This is a genomic window from Microvirga lotononidis (assembly GCF_034627025.1).
GTDB lineage: Bacteria > Pseudomonadota > Alphaproteobacteria > Rhizobiales > Beijerinckiaceae > Microvirga > Microvirga lotononidis.
Genome location: NZ_CP141050.1, coordinates 201,756 through 216,703, shown reverse-complemented (window position 1 = coordinate 216,703; position 14,948 = coordinate 201,756). Strand labels below are relative to the sequence as shown.

Genomic DNA, 14,948 nt, shown 5'->3' with positions numbered 1-14,948 from the left:
TTGAGGCCGAGGGTGGGCTGATCGTTAAAGGGAGCGAAGCGTTCGCACCCGTTGCTTGGGGAACACCGGTCGATCACCCGTGTTCTCTGCCCAGTGACCAGAGTGTACAAAGAGCGCGCCTTCCCCAAGGAGGGGGCACATGGCGAACCTTCTGAAATCCCTCGATGAGCAGTTGTCGGATAATCTGCAACAGCATGGCCACTACCTGACCGATCCTGAAGCCCTGGACGAGGAGCAGTTGAACGCTGCAATCAGCCAGCTTGCTCCCTTTGTCCCGGAAGATCGATGGCCCCAGATGCGGGAAGAACTGCTGCGCATCATACGTGCCAGTCGGGAACCGCGCTGAGCGGACACCGGGCGGCCTCCTGTTCGACCGGCCGCCCGAGAAAGTGATGGATGCACTGCAAAGGTCGTGATCCGTGATTTCGAAGCGGCTCGAACACATGCCCTCCTGGTGAGTTAAGTCCGCTCCCGCCACCGAGTGAGACCCCATGCACCAGAAGCTCCGTGAGCCCTTCGACACCAGGGAACAGGGCCACCCGCCTCAGAAGGGCGGCCTCTTTCGCGTTCTTGGCTCTGGCATCATCACGGGTGCGGCCGATGATGACCCGTCTGCAATCGGCACCTACGCCAGTGCAGGCGCCAAGTTCGGGCTCGGCTTCCTGTGGATCGCGCCCGTCCTGCTGCCGATGATGTACGTGGTGGTTTATCTTTCGGCCAAGCTCGGGCAGGTCTACGGCAAGGGTCTGTTCGCCATCATCCGGGATCAGTTCCCGCGCTGGGTGCTCTACCCGACCATGATCGGCGCCTTCATTGGCAACATCATCGAGGCGGCGGCTGATCTGGGCGGCATCGGCGCGGCCATGAATCTCCTGATCCCGCTTCCGGTTCCGGTGCTGGTGGCCGGAACGGCAGCAGTGATCTTCGCGCTTCAGTACTTCGGCTCGTACTCGACGATCCGGAAGATCTTCCGCTGGCTCGCCCTGATCCTGTTCGCCTATGTGGTGGCCGCCATCCTGGCCAAACCGGATCCGGTGGAAGTCCTCATAGGCACCGTCATCCCGCGCATCCAGTTCAACATCGAGTTCCTCTCGATCGTGGTCGCCTGCATCGGCACCTCCCTCTCGGCCTATGTCTACACCTGGCAGTCCAACCAGGAGGTCGAGGAGGAGATCCTGAAAGGGCGACGCCACCTCTGGCAGCGCAAGGGAGCCACAAACGTCGAGATCGAACGCACCCGGCGGGATGTGCTCACTGGTATGATCTTCTCGAACGTGATCCTCTACTTCATCATCCTGGCCACCGGCAGCACGCTGCACGCCTCCGGTCAGACGCAGATCGAGACCGCCGCGCAGGCCGCGACCGCGCTTGAGCCCTTGGCCGGGCCCGCAGCGAAATGGCTGTTTGCCGCCGGGATCATCGGTGTCGGCTTCCTGGCCGTCCCGATCATGACCACGGGCGCCGCCTACGACATCGTTCAGGGCTTCGGCAAGAAGGGCAGCCTGCATGCCAAGCCATCGGAGAACAAGTTCTTCTACGCCACGATCGGCGTTGTGACGGCATTGGCGGTGGGGCTGAACTTTCTCGGCTTCAACCCAATGAGAGCCTTGGTCTGGTCGGGTATCGTGCAGGGCTTCTCCGTGCCGCCCCTGCTGTTCATGATGATGCTCCTGGCAAATGACCGGAAGGTCATGGGCGAGCGGGTGAATGGCCGGTTCACCAATATCCTGGGCTGGGCCACCACCGGCATTACCTTCCTGGCCACCGTTTGCCTGGTCGTCACGTGGTTCCTCTAGGGGGCCCTGCAAACCCTCGCGATATGTTCCGGCGTCGCCTGATCGTGTCGGGGATCGTCATCCTTGTGGGTATTCTCGGCCTCGTTCTTGAGAAGCTCATGATCCAGGGCAGTAGCGTCATACAGAGCCTCAGCGCCCTGCTGGTGACAGGTGGGGCAGCGCTCGAATTGGGAGCTGTCTGGTACTTCGTGCGGCAGGGCCGCCATTGAGGTTGCTGCCCGCCTCACAGGATTTTGGGATGCAGTTCGCGGACGACCAAAATACCAAGCTGCAAGCAATGGTTGGAACTTCTCCCTTGTGTCAACCACGGCCGTTCAGCATGGCGGTGACAACGGCTGCTCACGCCGCCAAAGCGGAAATGCGGCCAAGGTCCGCCCTGTGCCAAGAGGAGACCTTCGCACTCCGTGACGTTCCAGCCCTCGGTTCAGAGAAACCTGGCGAGCAACCGCCTCGACGTGCGTTATGACTGGAATGTGAAGACGATCATCCATGACACGGCTCTACGTAGCAACGTGATAGATTTGTGTGTCACCGGTTTAAGAGTCTGACCAAACCGGAGCATATATTGACCCGGGTGGTGCAAGGGACTGTCTCTCCGTCTTGCGCAGCCTTTGTTGCACCTTCCGCCTCAGCGGTTCGCTTCCCATTTCCCTAAGGATCCAATCAAAGCCCACTCTTCGCTCGGAAGGGTGGGCTTTCTTGCGGTCCGTGATCGACGGCTCCGGCATCGAGCCCTTAGGCCGAGTCCGGCACCGTCGTGCCCCACCGAGCCAAGCGCGACTAGGATTTGAACAGGTTCTTCGTGACTGAGTCGAAGAAGCTGAAGAGAGCGTCCCCGGCGATGACACCGGCCGCGAACACCTCCATGTCGCCTTCCCCTTCCGGCCCACGCAGTCGCTCCCAGGCGATGCGGGCCACGATGCCGGTCAGCACCGCCCAGCCGGCCATCGGGAAGCTGATCAGGAGCCCTGTGGCAAACAGCACCCCGATCTGACGTTTCGAGCCGCCCAGGAATTGGAGGACAGCTCCCGGAATGGCCCAGATGAACAGAGACCAGGCGACTCCCGGCGCCACGCCCGCGTTGATCGTCGCCGCATAGACGCGGTTGACCGGCGCTACGAGGTTCTGGGCAAAGAAGGTCTCATACGAGAAGAACACCATGACGCCCGCGATAACGAACGCGAACATCGCCGCGTAGAGCTGCTGGCGCCGTCCTGCGAGCTCGAAAGCGGGATCCGCGCCATTGCCGCGCAGGATGTAGCCGGCCTTGAGGTCGTAGCCCATGTCGGCAAAGGCCGGCCCTGTCGCCGCCGAGAATCCGACGAGCATGGCGAGCGCCGGAATCGGAAAGCCGATCAACATGCCGATGATGAGCGTGATCAGGGCCACCGCGAAGGCCGGGAACCAGCCGGAATGCATGGCCGCGAGGCCAACGATCAGTTCGTGGACGTAGGCCGCAAACGCCGCATAGAGCACGAAGAGCACCAGCATGCCAAACGACATTTCCATCATCAGGCCACCGGTGACGGCGATCAGCACGGCGATCCCGATGTAGGCGATGGTGCCGAGACCGAGGGCCTTCTTGAGGCCGATATCCGCGGGTCCGGCTGGGGTTCCGTCTCGGCTGCGCTGCATCAGCACCTGACCGACTTGCACGAGAGCGACCAGGCCTGCGCCGATCATGAAGCCATGCGGGATGTAAGCCTTCATGAGATCGCCGCCCGGAATGACGGACGAGAACAAGGGCGTGTTGAAGATCGTCGTCGAGTAGCCCCTGAGCAGCAGGCCGATGCCGAACATCGCGAGTGCCCAGATGTTGCCGATGAAGGCGACACCGAACGCCGACATCGGAATCTTGAACCAGGAGCCCACCACGCCGACGGCAACGCCGATGCCCATCAGCACCGCCTTGCGCCCGCCTTGGTCGCCGGCCTTGATCGCCTCGGCCGCCGCGACGCCGGGAGGCCAGGCTCCCGTCGCCGGGAACACCTTCGTGTCGAACATGCGATACAGGAGATAGGCATCGAGCAGCATCGCCAGGAACACGCCGGCGAACATGGGCAGGATCAGATCGGGTCGTCCCAAGACGAAGGGAATGCCGATCGGCAGGAGCAGGCTGTTTCCGGCCCCGAACGTCGACGATGAGATCGCGGTCTGGGCCAGGTTCTGAACGTGGATCGAGCGATAGCGCGTCAGGGCCGCGAGCGGCACCCGGGCCAGCGCCATCGCGGCAAGGGCACCGATGAGTGACGTGTTCGCGGTGATCCCGAGCGAGACGAGCAGTTGCATCCCGATGATGGCGCCGAAGATGCAGAGCACCGTGATCAGGAGAAGGGTGGTCGGCTCGAACAGGCTGGGATGAGCCCGCGAGGATGATACGGCCGCGGCCGGTGGCGGCTCACGGCTGGTCAAGGGATGCAGATTGTCGGTCATGGACGTTTCCCACTGTCTTGGTGTTGGCGCCGCCCCGGGGATTCCCGGGGCGGATGAAGCCGGAGGCGCTTGTCGCGCTCTTCACGATGCGTACGCGGCGGTGTCGAGCGGGGCTGGCGCCCGACGCTCGTCCTGCTTCGGCGCAAGCCCCTCGCGGTCCTCCGCATGCAGGCGGCGCCGGGTCTCCGCGGTGGCGGCCTCCTCGATGCGGCCGTCACCGCTGACGACGACACCGTAATCATGAGCAGCCGCGCGGGCGGTCACGTAGCCGTTGGCAAGGTCATCCGCGACCTTGTCGAGGGCCCGCTCGAGCGGATCGCCGAATCCGGCTCCGCCGGCCAGAACCACTTCGGCCACCTCCTCCGTGGAGGTCAGCGACACGAGATCACCTGTGCCGCAATCCTTGAGCAGCTTGCCGTCGAGGGTCCGCACGGCACCGGAGGCTGCTCCTCCGGGACGGCCCCGGAAGGGCCCTGGCAGAACGACCTTCACGCCCTCGGGATAAATCGAGACGAGCGTCGTCTGCCCATCGTCCTCGAGCTTGCGGAACCGGACCCGCTGACCCAGGCCGCCGCGATGACGCCCCGGCCCGCCGCTGTTGGGCAGGTAGGCTTTCTCGAGAACGAGCACCGGCACGCGGGACTCGAACAGCTCGATCGAGGTGTTGGCCGCGGAGGTCGGCCACATCAGGCCCGACTTGCCGTCACCGCGGTCCGAGCCGCCCTGTCCACCGCCGACGAAGAGATGGTCGGCATAGAGGCGTCCGGAGGGATCGTATCCATAGATGCTGGTCGCAACGGGAAGCCCCGTGGCGGCCTGGACCTTGTCGGGCGCCGCCTCGGCCAGGGCCCGGAAGACGTTCGGCGCGATGTACCACCCGGTGCGGGTGCGCAGGTTGACGGCCGCGGGCTTGCGGCAATTCAGGATCGAGCCCTCGGGAGCCTTGACGGTAAAGGCGCGATAACAGCCCGCATTGCCGCGAACGCCTGGCGTCAGCATGCACTTGAGCGGATACGTCGCGTGCGCGGCCGTATAGTTCAGCGTCGAGTTGAAGCCGCCTTGGGCCACCTGCGGCGGAGCGCCCTCAAAATCGAGCTCGACTGTGTCGCCGCTGACCGTCAGCTTGAGCGGGAAACGCATTGGCTCGCCGAGAGGATTGTTCGAGATCTCCGACGTGTAGATCCCGTCCGGCAGGGCACGGATGGCGTCCCGCATGGCCTTCTCCGAGCGGCCCTGGACTACCGCGGCAAGCGCCTTGAGGTCCTGCATGCCGTACTCATCCATGAAGGCGACCAGGCGCTCGGCTCCGAGCGCATTGGCCGCCACGAAGGCGTGGATGTCCCCGATCACTTGGGCGGAGTTGCGGACGTTTTCGCCGATCAGGGCGAACAGGTCCTCACTGGGCTGCCCAGCCTTGAACAGCTTCATCGGAGGAATCTGGAGGCCCTCTTCGTAAATCTCGCGGGCGCTCAGACTGGCCTTGGTGCCACCTATGTCGGCCACGTGTCCAACGGTCCCCATGAGACCGACCAACCGCCCGTCCTTGAAGGCCGGCGTCACCACGGCAATGTCGAACAGGTGTCCGGCGCACAGCCACGGATCGTTGGTGACCAGGACGTCTCCGGGCTGGAGGGTCTCGGCCGGGAACTTCTCGAGCAGCGCCTTCACGGCCCGCGGCAGAGTAAGATTGAACACCGGCATCGCGCGGGGCGAATGAGCCAGTGTCTCCCCCGTGGGATCGAGCAGTTCGCAGGCGAAGTCCTGCGACTCGGCAATGATGAGCGAGAACGCGGTGCGCACGATCGTGAGCCACATCTCGTCGACGACCGTGATCAGGCGGCTCCACATGATCTCAAGGGCAATCGGATCGGCCTCGATCTGCCGGATTGCATCCTCGAGCGACATCTCGGAGGTCACGACCGCATCGCGAGCCGAGACTTCCGCGATTGCGATGCGAAGATTGCCAACCTCGTCGACCGTGACGTGATCACCCGGCGGCACGATCGTGGTGGCCTCGCGCTCCTCGATGATCGCCGGTCCCGCAATCCTGTCGCCGGACGCGAGCGCATACCGATCATAGACCGCGGCGTCGACGAAGCCTGCGCCATCGCCGAAGCAGGCCTGGCGCGTGCCCTTCTGCTTCCGGCCTTGCGCGTCGCCTGTCGCATCGCGCACTTGCAGATCGGGGGCCGGACCGGTGCACCGCACCCGGAAGTTGACCGCTTCCACTTGCGCGCCCGGATAGAGCGAGGTGTAACGGGCAGTGTAGGCCTTGGCGAACGCCGCGTGGATTTCAGGCAGGCTCGCCTCGTCGATGCGGCCACCCGGAAGGGGAACGGTAATCTCGTGCATCTGGCCCACGAGGCGCATGTCGGCCGAGCGCTCGACCGTCACCGCGGCCCCGCTGATCCCGGCCTCGGCCAGGAGTTCGCGCCCGTGGCTTTCGAGTTCGTCGAGAGTCCGGTTGAGGGCGACCGCGTCCAAGCCTTCCGACAAGCGCACGGGCAGGGAGCGCACCTGCTCGAAGGAGAGCGGAGCGACGAGGAAGCCAAGCGCGGAGGCTGCGCCGGACGCAGGCGGGATGATAAGCTCGCGCACGCCGAGCGTGCGGGCGACCTCCGCCGCATGAGCCGGACCGGCGCCGCCGAAGCCGACCATCGCATAATTCCGCGGGTCCTTGCCTTTCTCGACGAGGTAGACCCGCGCGGCATCGGCCATGCTCTCGACCACGACCTTGTGGATGCCCCAGGCCGCCTCCGCAGCCGACAGGCCAAGCGGATCTGCGACGGATCGCATGGCGTCCTCGGCGGCGCTTTTGTCGAGGCTCATCTTGCCGCCGAGAAAGAAGCCCGGGTCATAGTAGCCGAGGACGAGATTGGCATCGGTGACGGTGGGCTTCGTGCCGCCGCGGCCGTAGCACGCCGGTCCTGGATCGGCACCGGCGGAATGCGGCCCCACCCGGAGCAGACCGACCTCGTCGATGGCGGCGATCGAGCCGCCGCCGGCGCCGATCTCGATCATGTCGATGACGGGGGCCTTGATCGGGAGCCCCGAGCCCTTCTTGAAACGATGGACGCGGCCGGCCTCCAGCATGGGGGCGATTTCCGCGCGGCCGTCCTCGATAAGGCAGGCCTTGGCGGTCGTTCCTCCCATGTCGAAGGCAATCACGTCCTTCTTGCCGGCCCGCTCGCCGAAGAGCGCCGTGGCAAGGGCACCGCCGGCGGGACCGGATTCGAGCAGACGGATCGGAAAGGCCCGGGCGGTCGCAGGTGAGACAAGGCCCCCTGCGGAATGCATGAGGCGGAGGGTTCCGCTGAAGCCGCGCTGGTCGAGCTCGTGCTCGAGACGTGTCAGATAGCCGTTCATCAACGGCTGGACATAGGCATTGGCGCAGGTCGTGACGCAGCGCTGGTATTCCCAAAGTTCCGCGACAACCTCCGATGAGACCGAGACCGCGGCTTCTGGCATCTCCTCACGCACGATGCGGGCGGCCGCCTGTTCATGCGCAGGATTGCGGTAGGAATGGAGAAAGCAGATCGCGACGGCTTCGACGCCCCGCTCACGCAGACTGCGTGCCGCGCGTCGGACCTCGCTCTCGTCGAGGTCCGTGACGATGCTTCCATCGCGGTCGATGCGTTCCGTCACCTCCAGACGGTTGCGGCGTTCGACGAAGGGTTCCGGATAGGTGAGGAACAGGTCGTAGATGTCGTAGCGCTGCTCCGTGCCCATCTCCAGCAGGTCACCGAAGCCCTGGGTCGTAATGAGCCCGAGCCGGGCCCCTTTCCGCTCAATGACGGCATTCGTGACCAGGGTGGTGCCATGCACGATCTCGCCGATGTCCGACAGCGTCAGCCCGGCATCTTGCGTGATGGCGTTGAGTCCCTCGAGAGCACCGATGGACGGATCCTCCGGTGTCGTCAGGCACTTGTAGAGGCGGATGTCGCCGCTCCGCGCGTCTGAGAGCACGAAATCCGTGAAGGTTCCGCCGATGTCGAAGCCTATGCGATAGCGATCGCGGGTCATGCAAGCCTCCCTGTAAAGCGCATGTTGGTTCGTGGCAGCCTCAGGCTGCCGTGTGCCGGACCCGGGCCGATGGCATCGGACGGGAGGTCCAGAAGGAATCGTCGAAGCGGCGACCGAGCTCGCTCGCCCCGGAGACGAGTCTTCCCCGGATCGCCTGACGCTCGTCGGCCGAGACGTTCGACAGCGGAAACGAGATGCAGGCGGAAACCGCCTCCCTGGCAGCCGGGTCGGCAATCGAGACGGCCACCGAGCCGACCCCCCTGTTGCCCTCGTCGTCGGCTTCGGCGAAGCCCGCCTGGCGCACGGTGGCGAGGCGTGGGAGCAACTCGTCCAAGGTCCCTGGAGCCTGGTCCGAAATCCTTGGCAGGGGACGCTGGAACAGTTCGCGGACGTCCTCGTCCGAATTGCGGGCGAGAAGGCTGCGCCCCACGGCGGTTGCGAAAGCCGGCAGGCGCAGGCCGATCGGGGTCACGACCCGGAGATGATGGCTGCCGGGATGCATCCGGATGGCGAAGACGTCCGTCCCATCGAGGATCGAGATGTATCCGGTGTGGCCGACCTCGGCGACGACGACGGCGATGAATTCGTGGACGGCCCCAACCAGCGACGAGGTTGTGCGGAAGAGGTGGCCCGATGCGATGAGGAGAGGTCCGGGTCGATAGCGACGGCTGGCAGCGGCCACCTCGAGAAAGCCCTCCTCGGCCATCAGCTTCAGGAGCCAGGAGGTGGTGCTTTTGGCGAGGCCGAGACGCTCGACGATGTCCGTGACGGACAGCTCCGGCGTGGCCGCGGTGAAGCAGCGCAGGACGGCGGCGGCATTGCGAAGTGCACTCATCGGCGCTTGTCCAAATATGTTGAACTAGGTTCGATATAATTGGACTGTAATTGAGGCTCAGGCTTTCGCCAAGGCAGTCCCTCTTGCCCAGCTTGTTATCCATTAGTTGGACAAACAGGCCGGCGAATGATCCCCTATATGGCAACCCCTGAAAGTCCCCTGTGGGTCTCCTGAGTCCTTGGGCGACGTTCTGCGAAGGTCCCGATACCGATCCATTGCGGAAATACGGCCAAGTTCAGCCCAGTGCCATTTGGAGACCTTCCCGCCGAAAAAGGGTGCAGGTCGCAGAGGAACCCGGCTGCACCGTGCAGCCGGTCCAAAACCAACGCCCATTTAAGTGGTGCATCCGGTATGTTCAGGGGGTATAATCGCGGCTTGCTGGCCTGCGGGCGGGAGGTGACCCATGACACCGATCTGCTTACGGGATTTGACCGCTGAGGAGTGTGCACGGGTCCAGACGTTGGCTCACGCGCGCACCGCTCCGGCTCAGATGGTGCAACGGGCTCAAATCATCTGGCGCGCGCGTCACGGCGAGAGCGCATCCGCCATTGCCTCTCGCCTGGGCCTGGATGTCGAGACGGTGCGAAGGCGCATCCACCGCTTCAATGCAGAAGGAGTGGAGGCCCTGAAGGATCGGCATCGCTCCGGCCGCCCGCCCACCTATCCGCCTGAGCAAGCCGCCACCGTGATCGCCACGGCGCTGATCAAGCCAGAGACGCTCGGGCTGCCGTTTGCCGCCTGGACGCTCGACCGGCTGGCCGCCTACCTGCACGAGGTCAAAGGCATTGCGATGCAGCGCAGCCGCATCGACGAGATCCTGCTCCAGGAGGGCTTGCGCTGGCACAAGCATGAGACCTGGTTCGGCGAGCGGGTCGATCCGGCCTTCGCCACAAAAAGGGGGCGATCGAAACGCTCTACACCGCACCGCCTGCAGGCAGTTGTGTGATCTGCCTGGATGAAATGGGACCGGTGAGCGCGAAGAGCTACGCGGGTCGTGCGCTGGTGCAAACAAAGACACGGCCGGCCGAGCGCGCGAGGCAGGAGATCGACTATGGTCGGCGCGCCAAGGGCTACATCTTCGGGGCCTTCTGTCCAGCGACCGGCGCAGCGTTCACGCATCCCTATCCCGGACGGGGTGGCGCGCACTGGGTCGACTTCCTGGAGCACGTTGAGGCCTGGATCCCGAGTTCGACCAAGCGGGTCTATGCGATCATGGATAATCTGAGTTCGCATCGCACGACCGACGTGTTGCTGTTTCTGCTCGCCCATCCGCGCTGGGAGATGGTGTTCCAGCCCAAGTACGCGGCTTATCTCAACCTGATCGAGCCGTGGTGGAAGATCCTGCGCTCGCTGGCATCGGCGGGCCGGCGGTTCGAGAGCTGGGACGAGATCATCGATGCGATCGACCGCGCCACGACCTACTGGAATGCGCATCGCCATCCCTTCGTCTGGGGTCAACGCCGCCGCCATCGGACCCGCCGCTCACCCGGCATCGCCCTGCTGCCCAAGGCAGCATGACTTGCCGGATGCACCACTTATACCCGCTCATGGAATTCCTGACGCAGTGAGATACGGGTAGGCCGTCAATGTTGTGAGACGGCCTGTCTCATCGAGGAGCCGGTTCCAGGCGCGGCAGACCGCGTCCAACACGGCTTCATAATCGTCGAGCATCCGATGCGAGAGATAGCGCTCACGCAGGTAGAGCCAGACCCGCTCCACCGGGTTCAGCTGGGGTGACGCCGGCGGCAAAGGCAACAGCGTGATCGTCTCTGGCACGTGCAAGGCCCGCGCGTCGTGCCAGCCAGCCTGATCCAGCACGAGCACTGCATGTACGCCGGGTTCGAGCTGCCGGGCAAACTGCTCCAGAAAGATCGTCATCGCGTCGGCATTCACCCGCGGCAGAGCCAACGCGAAGGTCTCATCCGTGCCGGGACGGCAGGCGGCAAACAGGTACAAGCTCTCGAAGCGCTGATCGACCACGCCGGGCGGACGTACCCCACGCTCGTACCAAACGCGGGTGGTCCGGCCCTTCTGGCCAAAGCGCGCTTCGTCCTGGCACCAGAGCTGAAGACGCGCCTCAGGATGCTCTGCCGCGACGGCCTGCAGCGCTGAGGGCAGCTCCTTTTTTGAACGCCGCCTGGGCGGCCGGATTGCCTTTCGGGTGCGAGGGCCGGGTCTTCTGCCGTGACAGGTCCAGCCGCTTGAGCAGGCACGAGAGCCCCCACTCACTGTAGCTCACGCCATACGTCCGCTCGACGTACTCGCACAGATCGACCAGACGCCAGGCGCTCACCCCATCGCGCTCGGGCTCCGGCCCGTGCAGGATGTGGGCCTTGAGAGCGGCCTGCTGACCAGGGCTGAGCTGCTCCGGGCGACCGGAACGATGGCGGTCATGCAGACCGTCCGGTCCCTCGGCATTGAAGCGCAGGATGGCATCGTGCAGAGCCTGACGTTCCATGCCGGCCAGGCGGGCGGCCTCCGTTCGGGTCATGCCCTCAAGCGCATTGGCAATGGCCAGCAACCGCAGGCTGGCCCGGGTGTCCCTCTCACGAGCAGCCCGTTGGCGTAAGTCGGATGGTGAGTAGTCCTGGCGGATCCGGAGGGCAGCCATGCTGATCCCCTCAACAACGCCCCCGCTCCGCAGTGAATCACGTCAGGCGCCCCGACGCAAATCCGAGTCAGCAATTCCCTGGCTGGGTATTAGTACTACTATGTCATAAACTTTGTATGGCAGCAGGGACATCGTGGGAGCCTTCGCACGAGAGCGCAGATGAGTTCAGCCCGGATGGTGGCGATCGACTGGGCGACGTGGCGTTCGGGGCGGATGGGCGCAGCCACGAGGCTGGTCGGCTTTCGAGAGGCGGGACGCTTGGCCGGTCGTGAGCCGGACCGGCGCTGAGGGGGGAAACCGGCTCCGCTCGGAAACCAAGAAGCCGTAAGCCGCAAGGCACAGCGTGGCGTGGTGATGAAACCCGCGCCAGCCCCGTCCCTCAAAGTGTCCCAGACCGATCTCCTGCTTGAGCTCCTGATAATCCCGCTCAATCCGCCAGCGCAGTTTCGCCAGATCAACAAGGTCCCGCAGGACGGTGTTGGCCGGCAGGGTCGAGAGCCAGTACTTGGTCGGCCGCTTCTCGCCTTCAGGCCATTCGATCAGACACCACTCCTCCGGCCGCAGGGTCGCACGCCAGTAGTCGCGGTGCGCCGGCCGCACCCGCACGGCCGCAAAGCGCGACGTCAGCGGAGCCTTGGAGCCTTCCCGCCACGGAACTATGTGCCAAGCGCTTCGAGGCAGATCTTTCGCTAACTTCAGGGCTGAGACCGGCTTGTGCTGAGCGTCCCGCCGCAACAGTGTAGGCGGACGCCCACGCCCGCTCCAGGGCTGCGGCGGCACGAGCCCGGTGCCGGGCGCCCACAGGCTGGTGCTCGACGCAATGCCCACGATGTAGGTCAGGCCCATGGTGGTCAGCGCGGTGCGAAACGCCGTCTCTGAGCCATATCCGGCATCGGCCAGCACCACAGCCGGTGACCCCCCCCGCCAACAGCGCCGCCCGGATCTGGGCGAGCGCGATGGTGGGTTTGCTGCGAAACGGGATCGAATCCGGCACGCCGGCCTTGATCCGTCGCTCGGGATCCAGCGCCCACTCCTTGGGCAGATAAAGCTGATAGGCGATCGGCAGGCTTGCGTGAGCGTTGGCCAGCGACAGGCTGACCGCGACCTGGCAGTTGTCCTGCTTGCCCAACGGCCCGCAGTATTGCCGGGCCACTCCAACCGAATGGCTGCCCTTCTTGGGAAAGCCGGTGTCATCGACAATCCAGGCGCGGATGGCCCCATGCCGTTCAATGACGGGCAGCACCTGCTCACGCACGCACGCCAGCAGGATCTCATCCGACCACTCGGCCTGCGCTACGAGATGATGCAGGGATTGGTGGGCCGCCCGGGCGCGGTGAGGGGCGAGCCGCGCCGCCATGGGCTCGATGCTCTTGCGTTCACCCGGCAGGAGAAGCCCGGTACAGTAGGCCTGCATCGGGGCGACCCGGTCGGCATGGCCGAGCCCTTCCGCAAGGGCATCAACATACGTGGCAAACCGCGCCTCGCGCGTCTCCGATGGGATAGGAAGGTTCATCACACGCCCTCCGTATGATGGCACTTCCGACTATACCTCGACCCGTCAGTTTATGACACGGTAGTACTAGGCCGATCCGGGCCTGTGTAGAGGTCACAGTTCCTGATGAATCCCACAACTTATATTTGATCGACATCTCGACTCCGTCGACTATCCTGACTTGCGATGTTCTCCGCAGGTCCAAGGACGCTATGCCTCGTTAACGCTTGCACCTGCATGGTGGGTTGAACCCTGTTCCCAACGAAAATAGCGGCGAGTTCGAGATCCTCGCCGCGGTGTGAGGAGCATCCCGTTGGCTTGAGATCAAGCCCCACCGAATTCGACGGCCGATGACTCATTGCGAGCTGTTGCAGGAGACGCAATGGTCGGCGGAGGTTTCGCGTGGCTCCCAGCACGGAGGAGTGCAGCATGGCCGACTTCAACATTGGCTTTGTGATCTTTCCCGGGATCACGCAACTTGACTTCACCGGCCCGTTCGAAGTCCTCAGTCGGCTGGGAACACCTCCGTCACCTACGGTCCTCAGCCGGTTTCCACAATCAGCGGCTCACGTGATCGCCAAGACGTTGCAGCCGGTTTCGAGCGACCGTGGATTGGGGATCATGCCGACGTGCACGTTCGACACCTCTCCCAGGCTCGACCTGATCTGCGTGCCGGGTGGGGCTGGCGTTGTCGATGCGCTGGCCGACACCGAGACGGTTGAGTTCGTCCGCACCCAGGGTGGGCAGGCCCGGTACGTGACGTCCGTATGCACGGGGGCCTTTCTTCTCGGGGCGGCCGGGTTGCTCGTGGGGCGTCGCGCGGCAACGCATTGGGCCTATGTCGACCTGTTGCCGCTGGTCGGCGCTCGTCACGAAAAGGCGAGGATCGTGCACGACGGCAATGTCTTCACCTCAGGTGGCGTGTCAGCGGGGATCGACTTCGCAATCAGCGTCGTCGCCGAACTAGCAGGGGCCGAGGTCGCCCAGGCTATTCAACTCGCCATCGAGTACGATCCTTCTCCTCCGCTTGATGCCGGCCACCCTGATCAGGCGCCTGAACCCGCCACCGCACTCATGATCCAGCGCAACGAAAGCGCTCATGAGGGAATCCGCCGCCGGCTGGAATCCCAGCGGCCCTTGCAATAGATCACCAGCGAACGTGTCCGAGCATCGTTTGACCCATCGGCAATTGGTCAAGATTAATGGCGCCGTGAGCGGTGTCTGCGCTGGGTCAACGAGTAACGAACAACAAATCAAATGAAGGTCGGCTCACCGCGTCATGGGCAGACCAAAGCCTTAATTCCGAGAAGTGTCAAAAGGCGCCGTCGCTGCTGCGGGAGCAGGAATCCCTCTGCCGATTGGAATCGGACGCCCCCGGGATCAATCCGCGCTGTGCTCGCTCCCTGGTAAAGATCAGGTCGGGGTGATGAGTTCGCCCAACCGATGGCGTTCTCCCTAGGGATGGGCATTATTCTTGGCCATCCGATGACCGAACACGACAGTGAACGGAAGTTCGGAGACGAACTCGTGCGCGGCATTGGCGATCACGATGGAAAAGTCCTGCGGAGACTGGCCCCGGGCCACAAACTCATGCCTCAGGTCCAGGCCAGCCCGGCACGCCTCAAGGTAGGCAGCCTCCACGTCAGGGCAGTCGAGCCCCAATTCGTCGCGACTCAGTCCGAGACGAACGTCCCGGATGTGGAAAAAGAACCGAGGCATGACCCCCTCCGGCTTTGCCCCGTGTCAACTGTTTCGTCA

General features: G+C 64.3%; 12 protein-coding genes and 1 pseudogene. 6 read left to right on the top strand and 7 right to left on the bottom strand.

The window, feature by feature from the left end:
- Nucleotides 1-139: 139 nt before the first annotated feature.
- From U0023_RS30650 to U0023_RS30640, 3 genes are all read left to right on the top strand, one after another.
- Nucleotides 140-346, top strand: coding sequence for a hypothetical protein (locus tag U0023_RS30650; RefSeq protein ID WP_009488869.1), 207 nt, complete (start codon nt 140-142; stop codon nt 344-346).
- 145 nt (nt 347-491) lie between these two features.
- Nucleotides 492-1,796 (top strand): NRAMP family divalent metal transporter, encoded by a 1,305-nt coding sequence (locus tag U0023_RS30645; protein ID WP_009488867.1) that lies wholly within the window; start codon nt 492-494, stop codon nt 1,794-1,796.
- A 23-nt stretch (nt 1,797-1,819) separates the two neighbouring features.
- On the top strand, nt 1,820-2,005 hold the full coding sequence (locus U0023_RS30640) for a hypothetical protein (RefSeq protein ID WP_009488865.1): 186 nt from the start codon (nt 1,820-1,822) through the stop codon (nt 2,003-2,005).
- Between the two features lie 571 nt (nt 2,006-2,576).
- Here the strand turns inward: U0023_RS30640 and U0023_RS30635 are convergent.
- From U0023_RS30635 to U0023_RS30625, 3 genes are all read right to left on the bottom strand, one after another.
- On the bottom strand, nt 2,577-4,229 hold the full coding sequence (locus tag U0023_RS30635) for an OPT/YSL family transporter (RefSeq protein WP_009488863.1): 1,653 nt from the start codon (nt 4,227-4,229) through the stop codon (nt 2,577-2,579).
- Nucleotides 4,230-4,310: 81 nt separating this feature from the next.
- On the bottom strand, nt 4,311-8,252 hold the full coding sequence (locus tag U0023_RS30630; RefSeq protein ID WP_009488861.1) for a hydantoinase B/oxoprolinase family protein: 3,942 nt from the start codon (nt 8,250-8,252) through the stop codon (nt 4,311-4,313).
- A gap of 40 nt (nt 8,253-8,292) precedes the next feature.
- Nucleotides 8,293-9,087 carry an IclR family transcriptional regulator gene (locus U0023_RS30625; protein ID WP_009488859.1) on the bottom strand — a complete coding sequence of 265 codons (795 nt, stop codon included), beginning with the start codon at nt 9,085-9,087 and terminating at the stop codon, nt 8,293-8,295.
- 403 nt (nt 9,088-9,490) lie between these two features.
- On the opposite strand from U0023_RS30625, the gene U0023_RS30620 reads away from it, so the two are divergent.
- Together U0023_RS30620 and U0023_RS30615 are read left to right on the top strand one after the other, a co-directional pair.
- A complete protein-coding gene (locus U0023_RS30620) occupies nt 9,491-10,033 on the top strand; it encodes a helix-turn-helix domain-containing protein (RefSeq protein WP_322883901.1) in 543 nt (180 codons plus the stop codon).
- A gap of 14 nt (nt 10,034-10,047) precedes the next feature.
- A complete protein-coding gene (locus tag U0023_RS30615; protein WP_322883900.1) occupies nt 10,048-10,605 on the top strand; it encodes a transposase in 558 nt (185 codons plus the stop codon).
- Between the two features lie 27 nt (nt 10,606-10,632).
- On the opposite strand, the gene U0023_RS30610 is transcribed toward U0023_RS30615, so the two are convergent.
- From U0023_RS30610 to U0023_RS30600, 3 genes and pseudogenes are all read right to left on the bottom strand, one after another.
- Nucleotides 10,633-11,193, bottom strand: a complete 561-nt coding sequence (locus U0023_RS30610) for an IS630 family transposase (RefSeq protein WP_083861334.1) — start codon at nt 11,191-11,193, stop codon at nt 10,633-10,635.
- Entirely contained in the window at nt 11,165-11,698 is a 534-nt protein-coding gene (locus U0023_RS30605; RefSeq protein WP_009489870.1) for a winged helix-turn-helix domain-containing protein, read from the bottom strand. Before U0023_RS30605 ends, U0023_RS30610 begins: the two co-directional genes overlap by 29 nt.
- A 103-nt stretch (nt 11,699-11,801) precedes the next feature.
- Nucleotides 11,802-13,211: pseudogene (locus U0023_RS30600) on the bottom strand (IS701 family transposase).
- 408 nt (nt 13,212-13,619) lie between these two features.
- Between U0023_RS30600 and U0023_RS30595 the strand changes: the two are divergent.
- Nucleotides 13,620-14,336 carry a DJ-1/PfpI family protein gene (locus U0023_RS30595; protein ID WP_009762867.1) on the top strand — a complete coding sequence of 239 codons (717 nt, stop codon included), beginning with the start codon at nt 13,620-13,622 and terminating at the stop codon, nt 14,334-14,336.
- A 309-nt stretch (nt 14,337-14,645) separates the two neighbouring features.
- On the opposite strand, the gene U0023_RS30590 is transcribed toward U0023_RS30595, so the two are convergent.
- Nucleotides 14,646-14,909 carry a DUF6894 family protein gene (locus U0023_RS30590; RefSeq protein WP_009762866.1) on the bottom strand — a complete coding sequence of 88 codons (264 nt, stop codon included), beginning with the start codon at nt 14,907-14,909 and terminating at the stop codon, nt 14,646-14,648.
- Between the last annotated feature and the right edge of the window lie 39 nt (nt 14,910-14,948).

Excerpts from the sequence above, each read along its gene's own strand:
- U0023_RS30650 (WP_009488869.1), top strand. The coding sequence starts at position 140 with ATGGCGAACCTTCTGAAATCCCTCGATGAGCAGTTGTCGGATAATCTG.
- U0023_RS30640 (WP_009488865.1), top strand. The coding sequence starts at position 1,820 with ATGTTCCGGCGTCGCCTGATCGTGTCGGGGATCGTCATCCTTGTGGGT.
- U0023_RS30635 (WP_009488863.1), bottom strand. The coding sequence starts at position 4,229 with ATGACCGACAATCTGCATCCCTTGACCAGCCGTGAGCCGCCACCGGCC.
- U0023_RS30630 (WP_009488861.1), bottom strand. The coding sequence starts at position 8,252 with ATGACCCGCGATCGCTATCGCATAGGCTTCGACATCGGCGGAACCTTC.
- U0023_RS30590 (WP_009762866.1), bottom strand. The coding sequence starts at position 14,909 with ATGCCTCGGTTCTTTTTCCACATCCGGGACGTTCGTCTCGGACTGAGT.
- U0023_RS30605 (WP_009489870.1), bottom strand. The coding sequence starts at position 11,698 with ATGGCTGCCCTCCGGATCCGCCAGGACTACTCACCATCCGACTTACGC.
- U0023_RS30625 (WP_009488859.1), bottom strand. The coding sequence starts at position 9,087 with ATGAGTGCACTTCGCAATGCCGCCGCCGTCCTGCGCTGCTTCACCGCG.
- U0023_RS30595 (WP_009762867.1), top strand. The coding sequence starts at position 13,620 with ATGGCCGACTTCAACATTGGCTTTGTGATCTTTCCCGGGATCACGCAA.
- U0023_RS30620 (WP_322883901.1), top strand. The coding sequence starts at position 9,491 with ATGACACCGATCTGCTTACGGGATTTGACCGCTGAGGAGTGTGCACGG.
- U0023_RS30645 (WP_009488867.1), top strand. The coding sequence starts at position 492 with ATGCACCAGAAGCTCCGTGAGCCCTTCGACACCAGGGAACAGGGCCAC.
- U0023_RS30615 (WP_322883900.1), top strand. The coding sequence starts at position 10,048 with ATGGGACCGGTGAGCGCGAAGAGCTACGCGGGTCGTGCGCTGGTGCAA.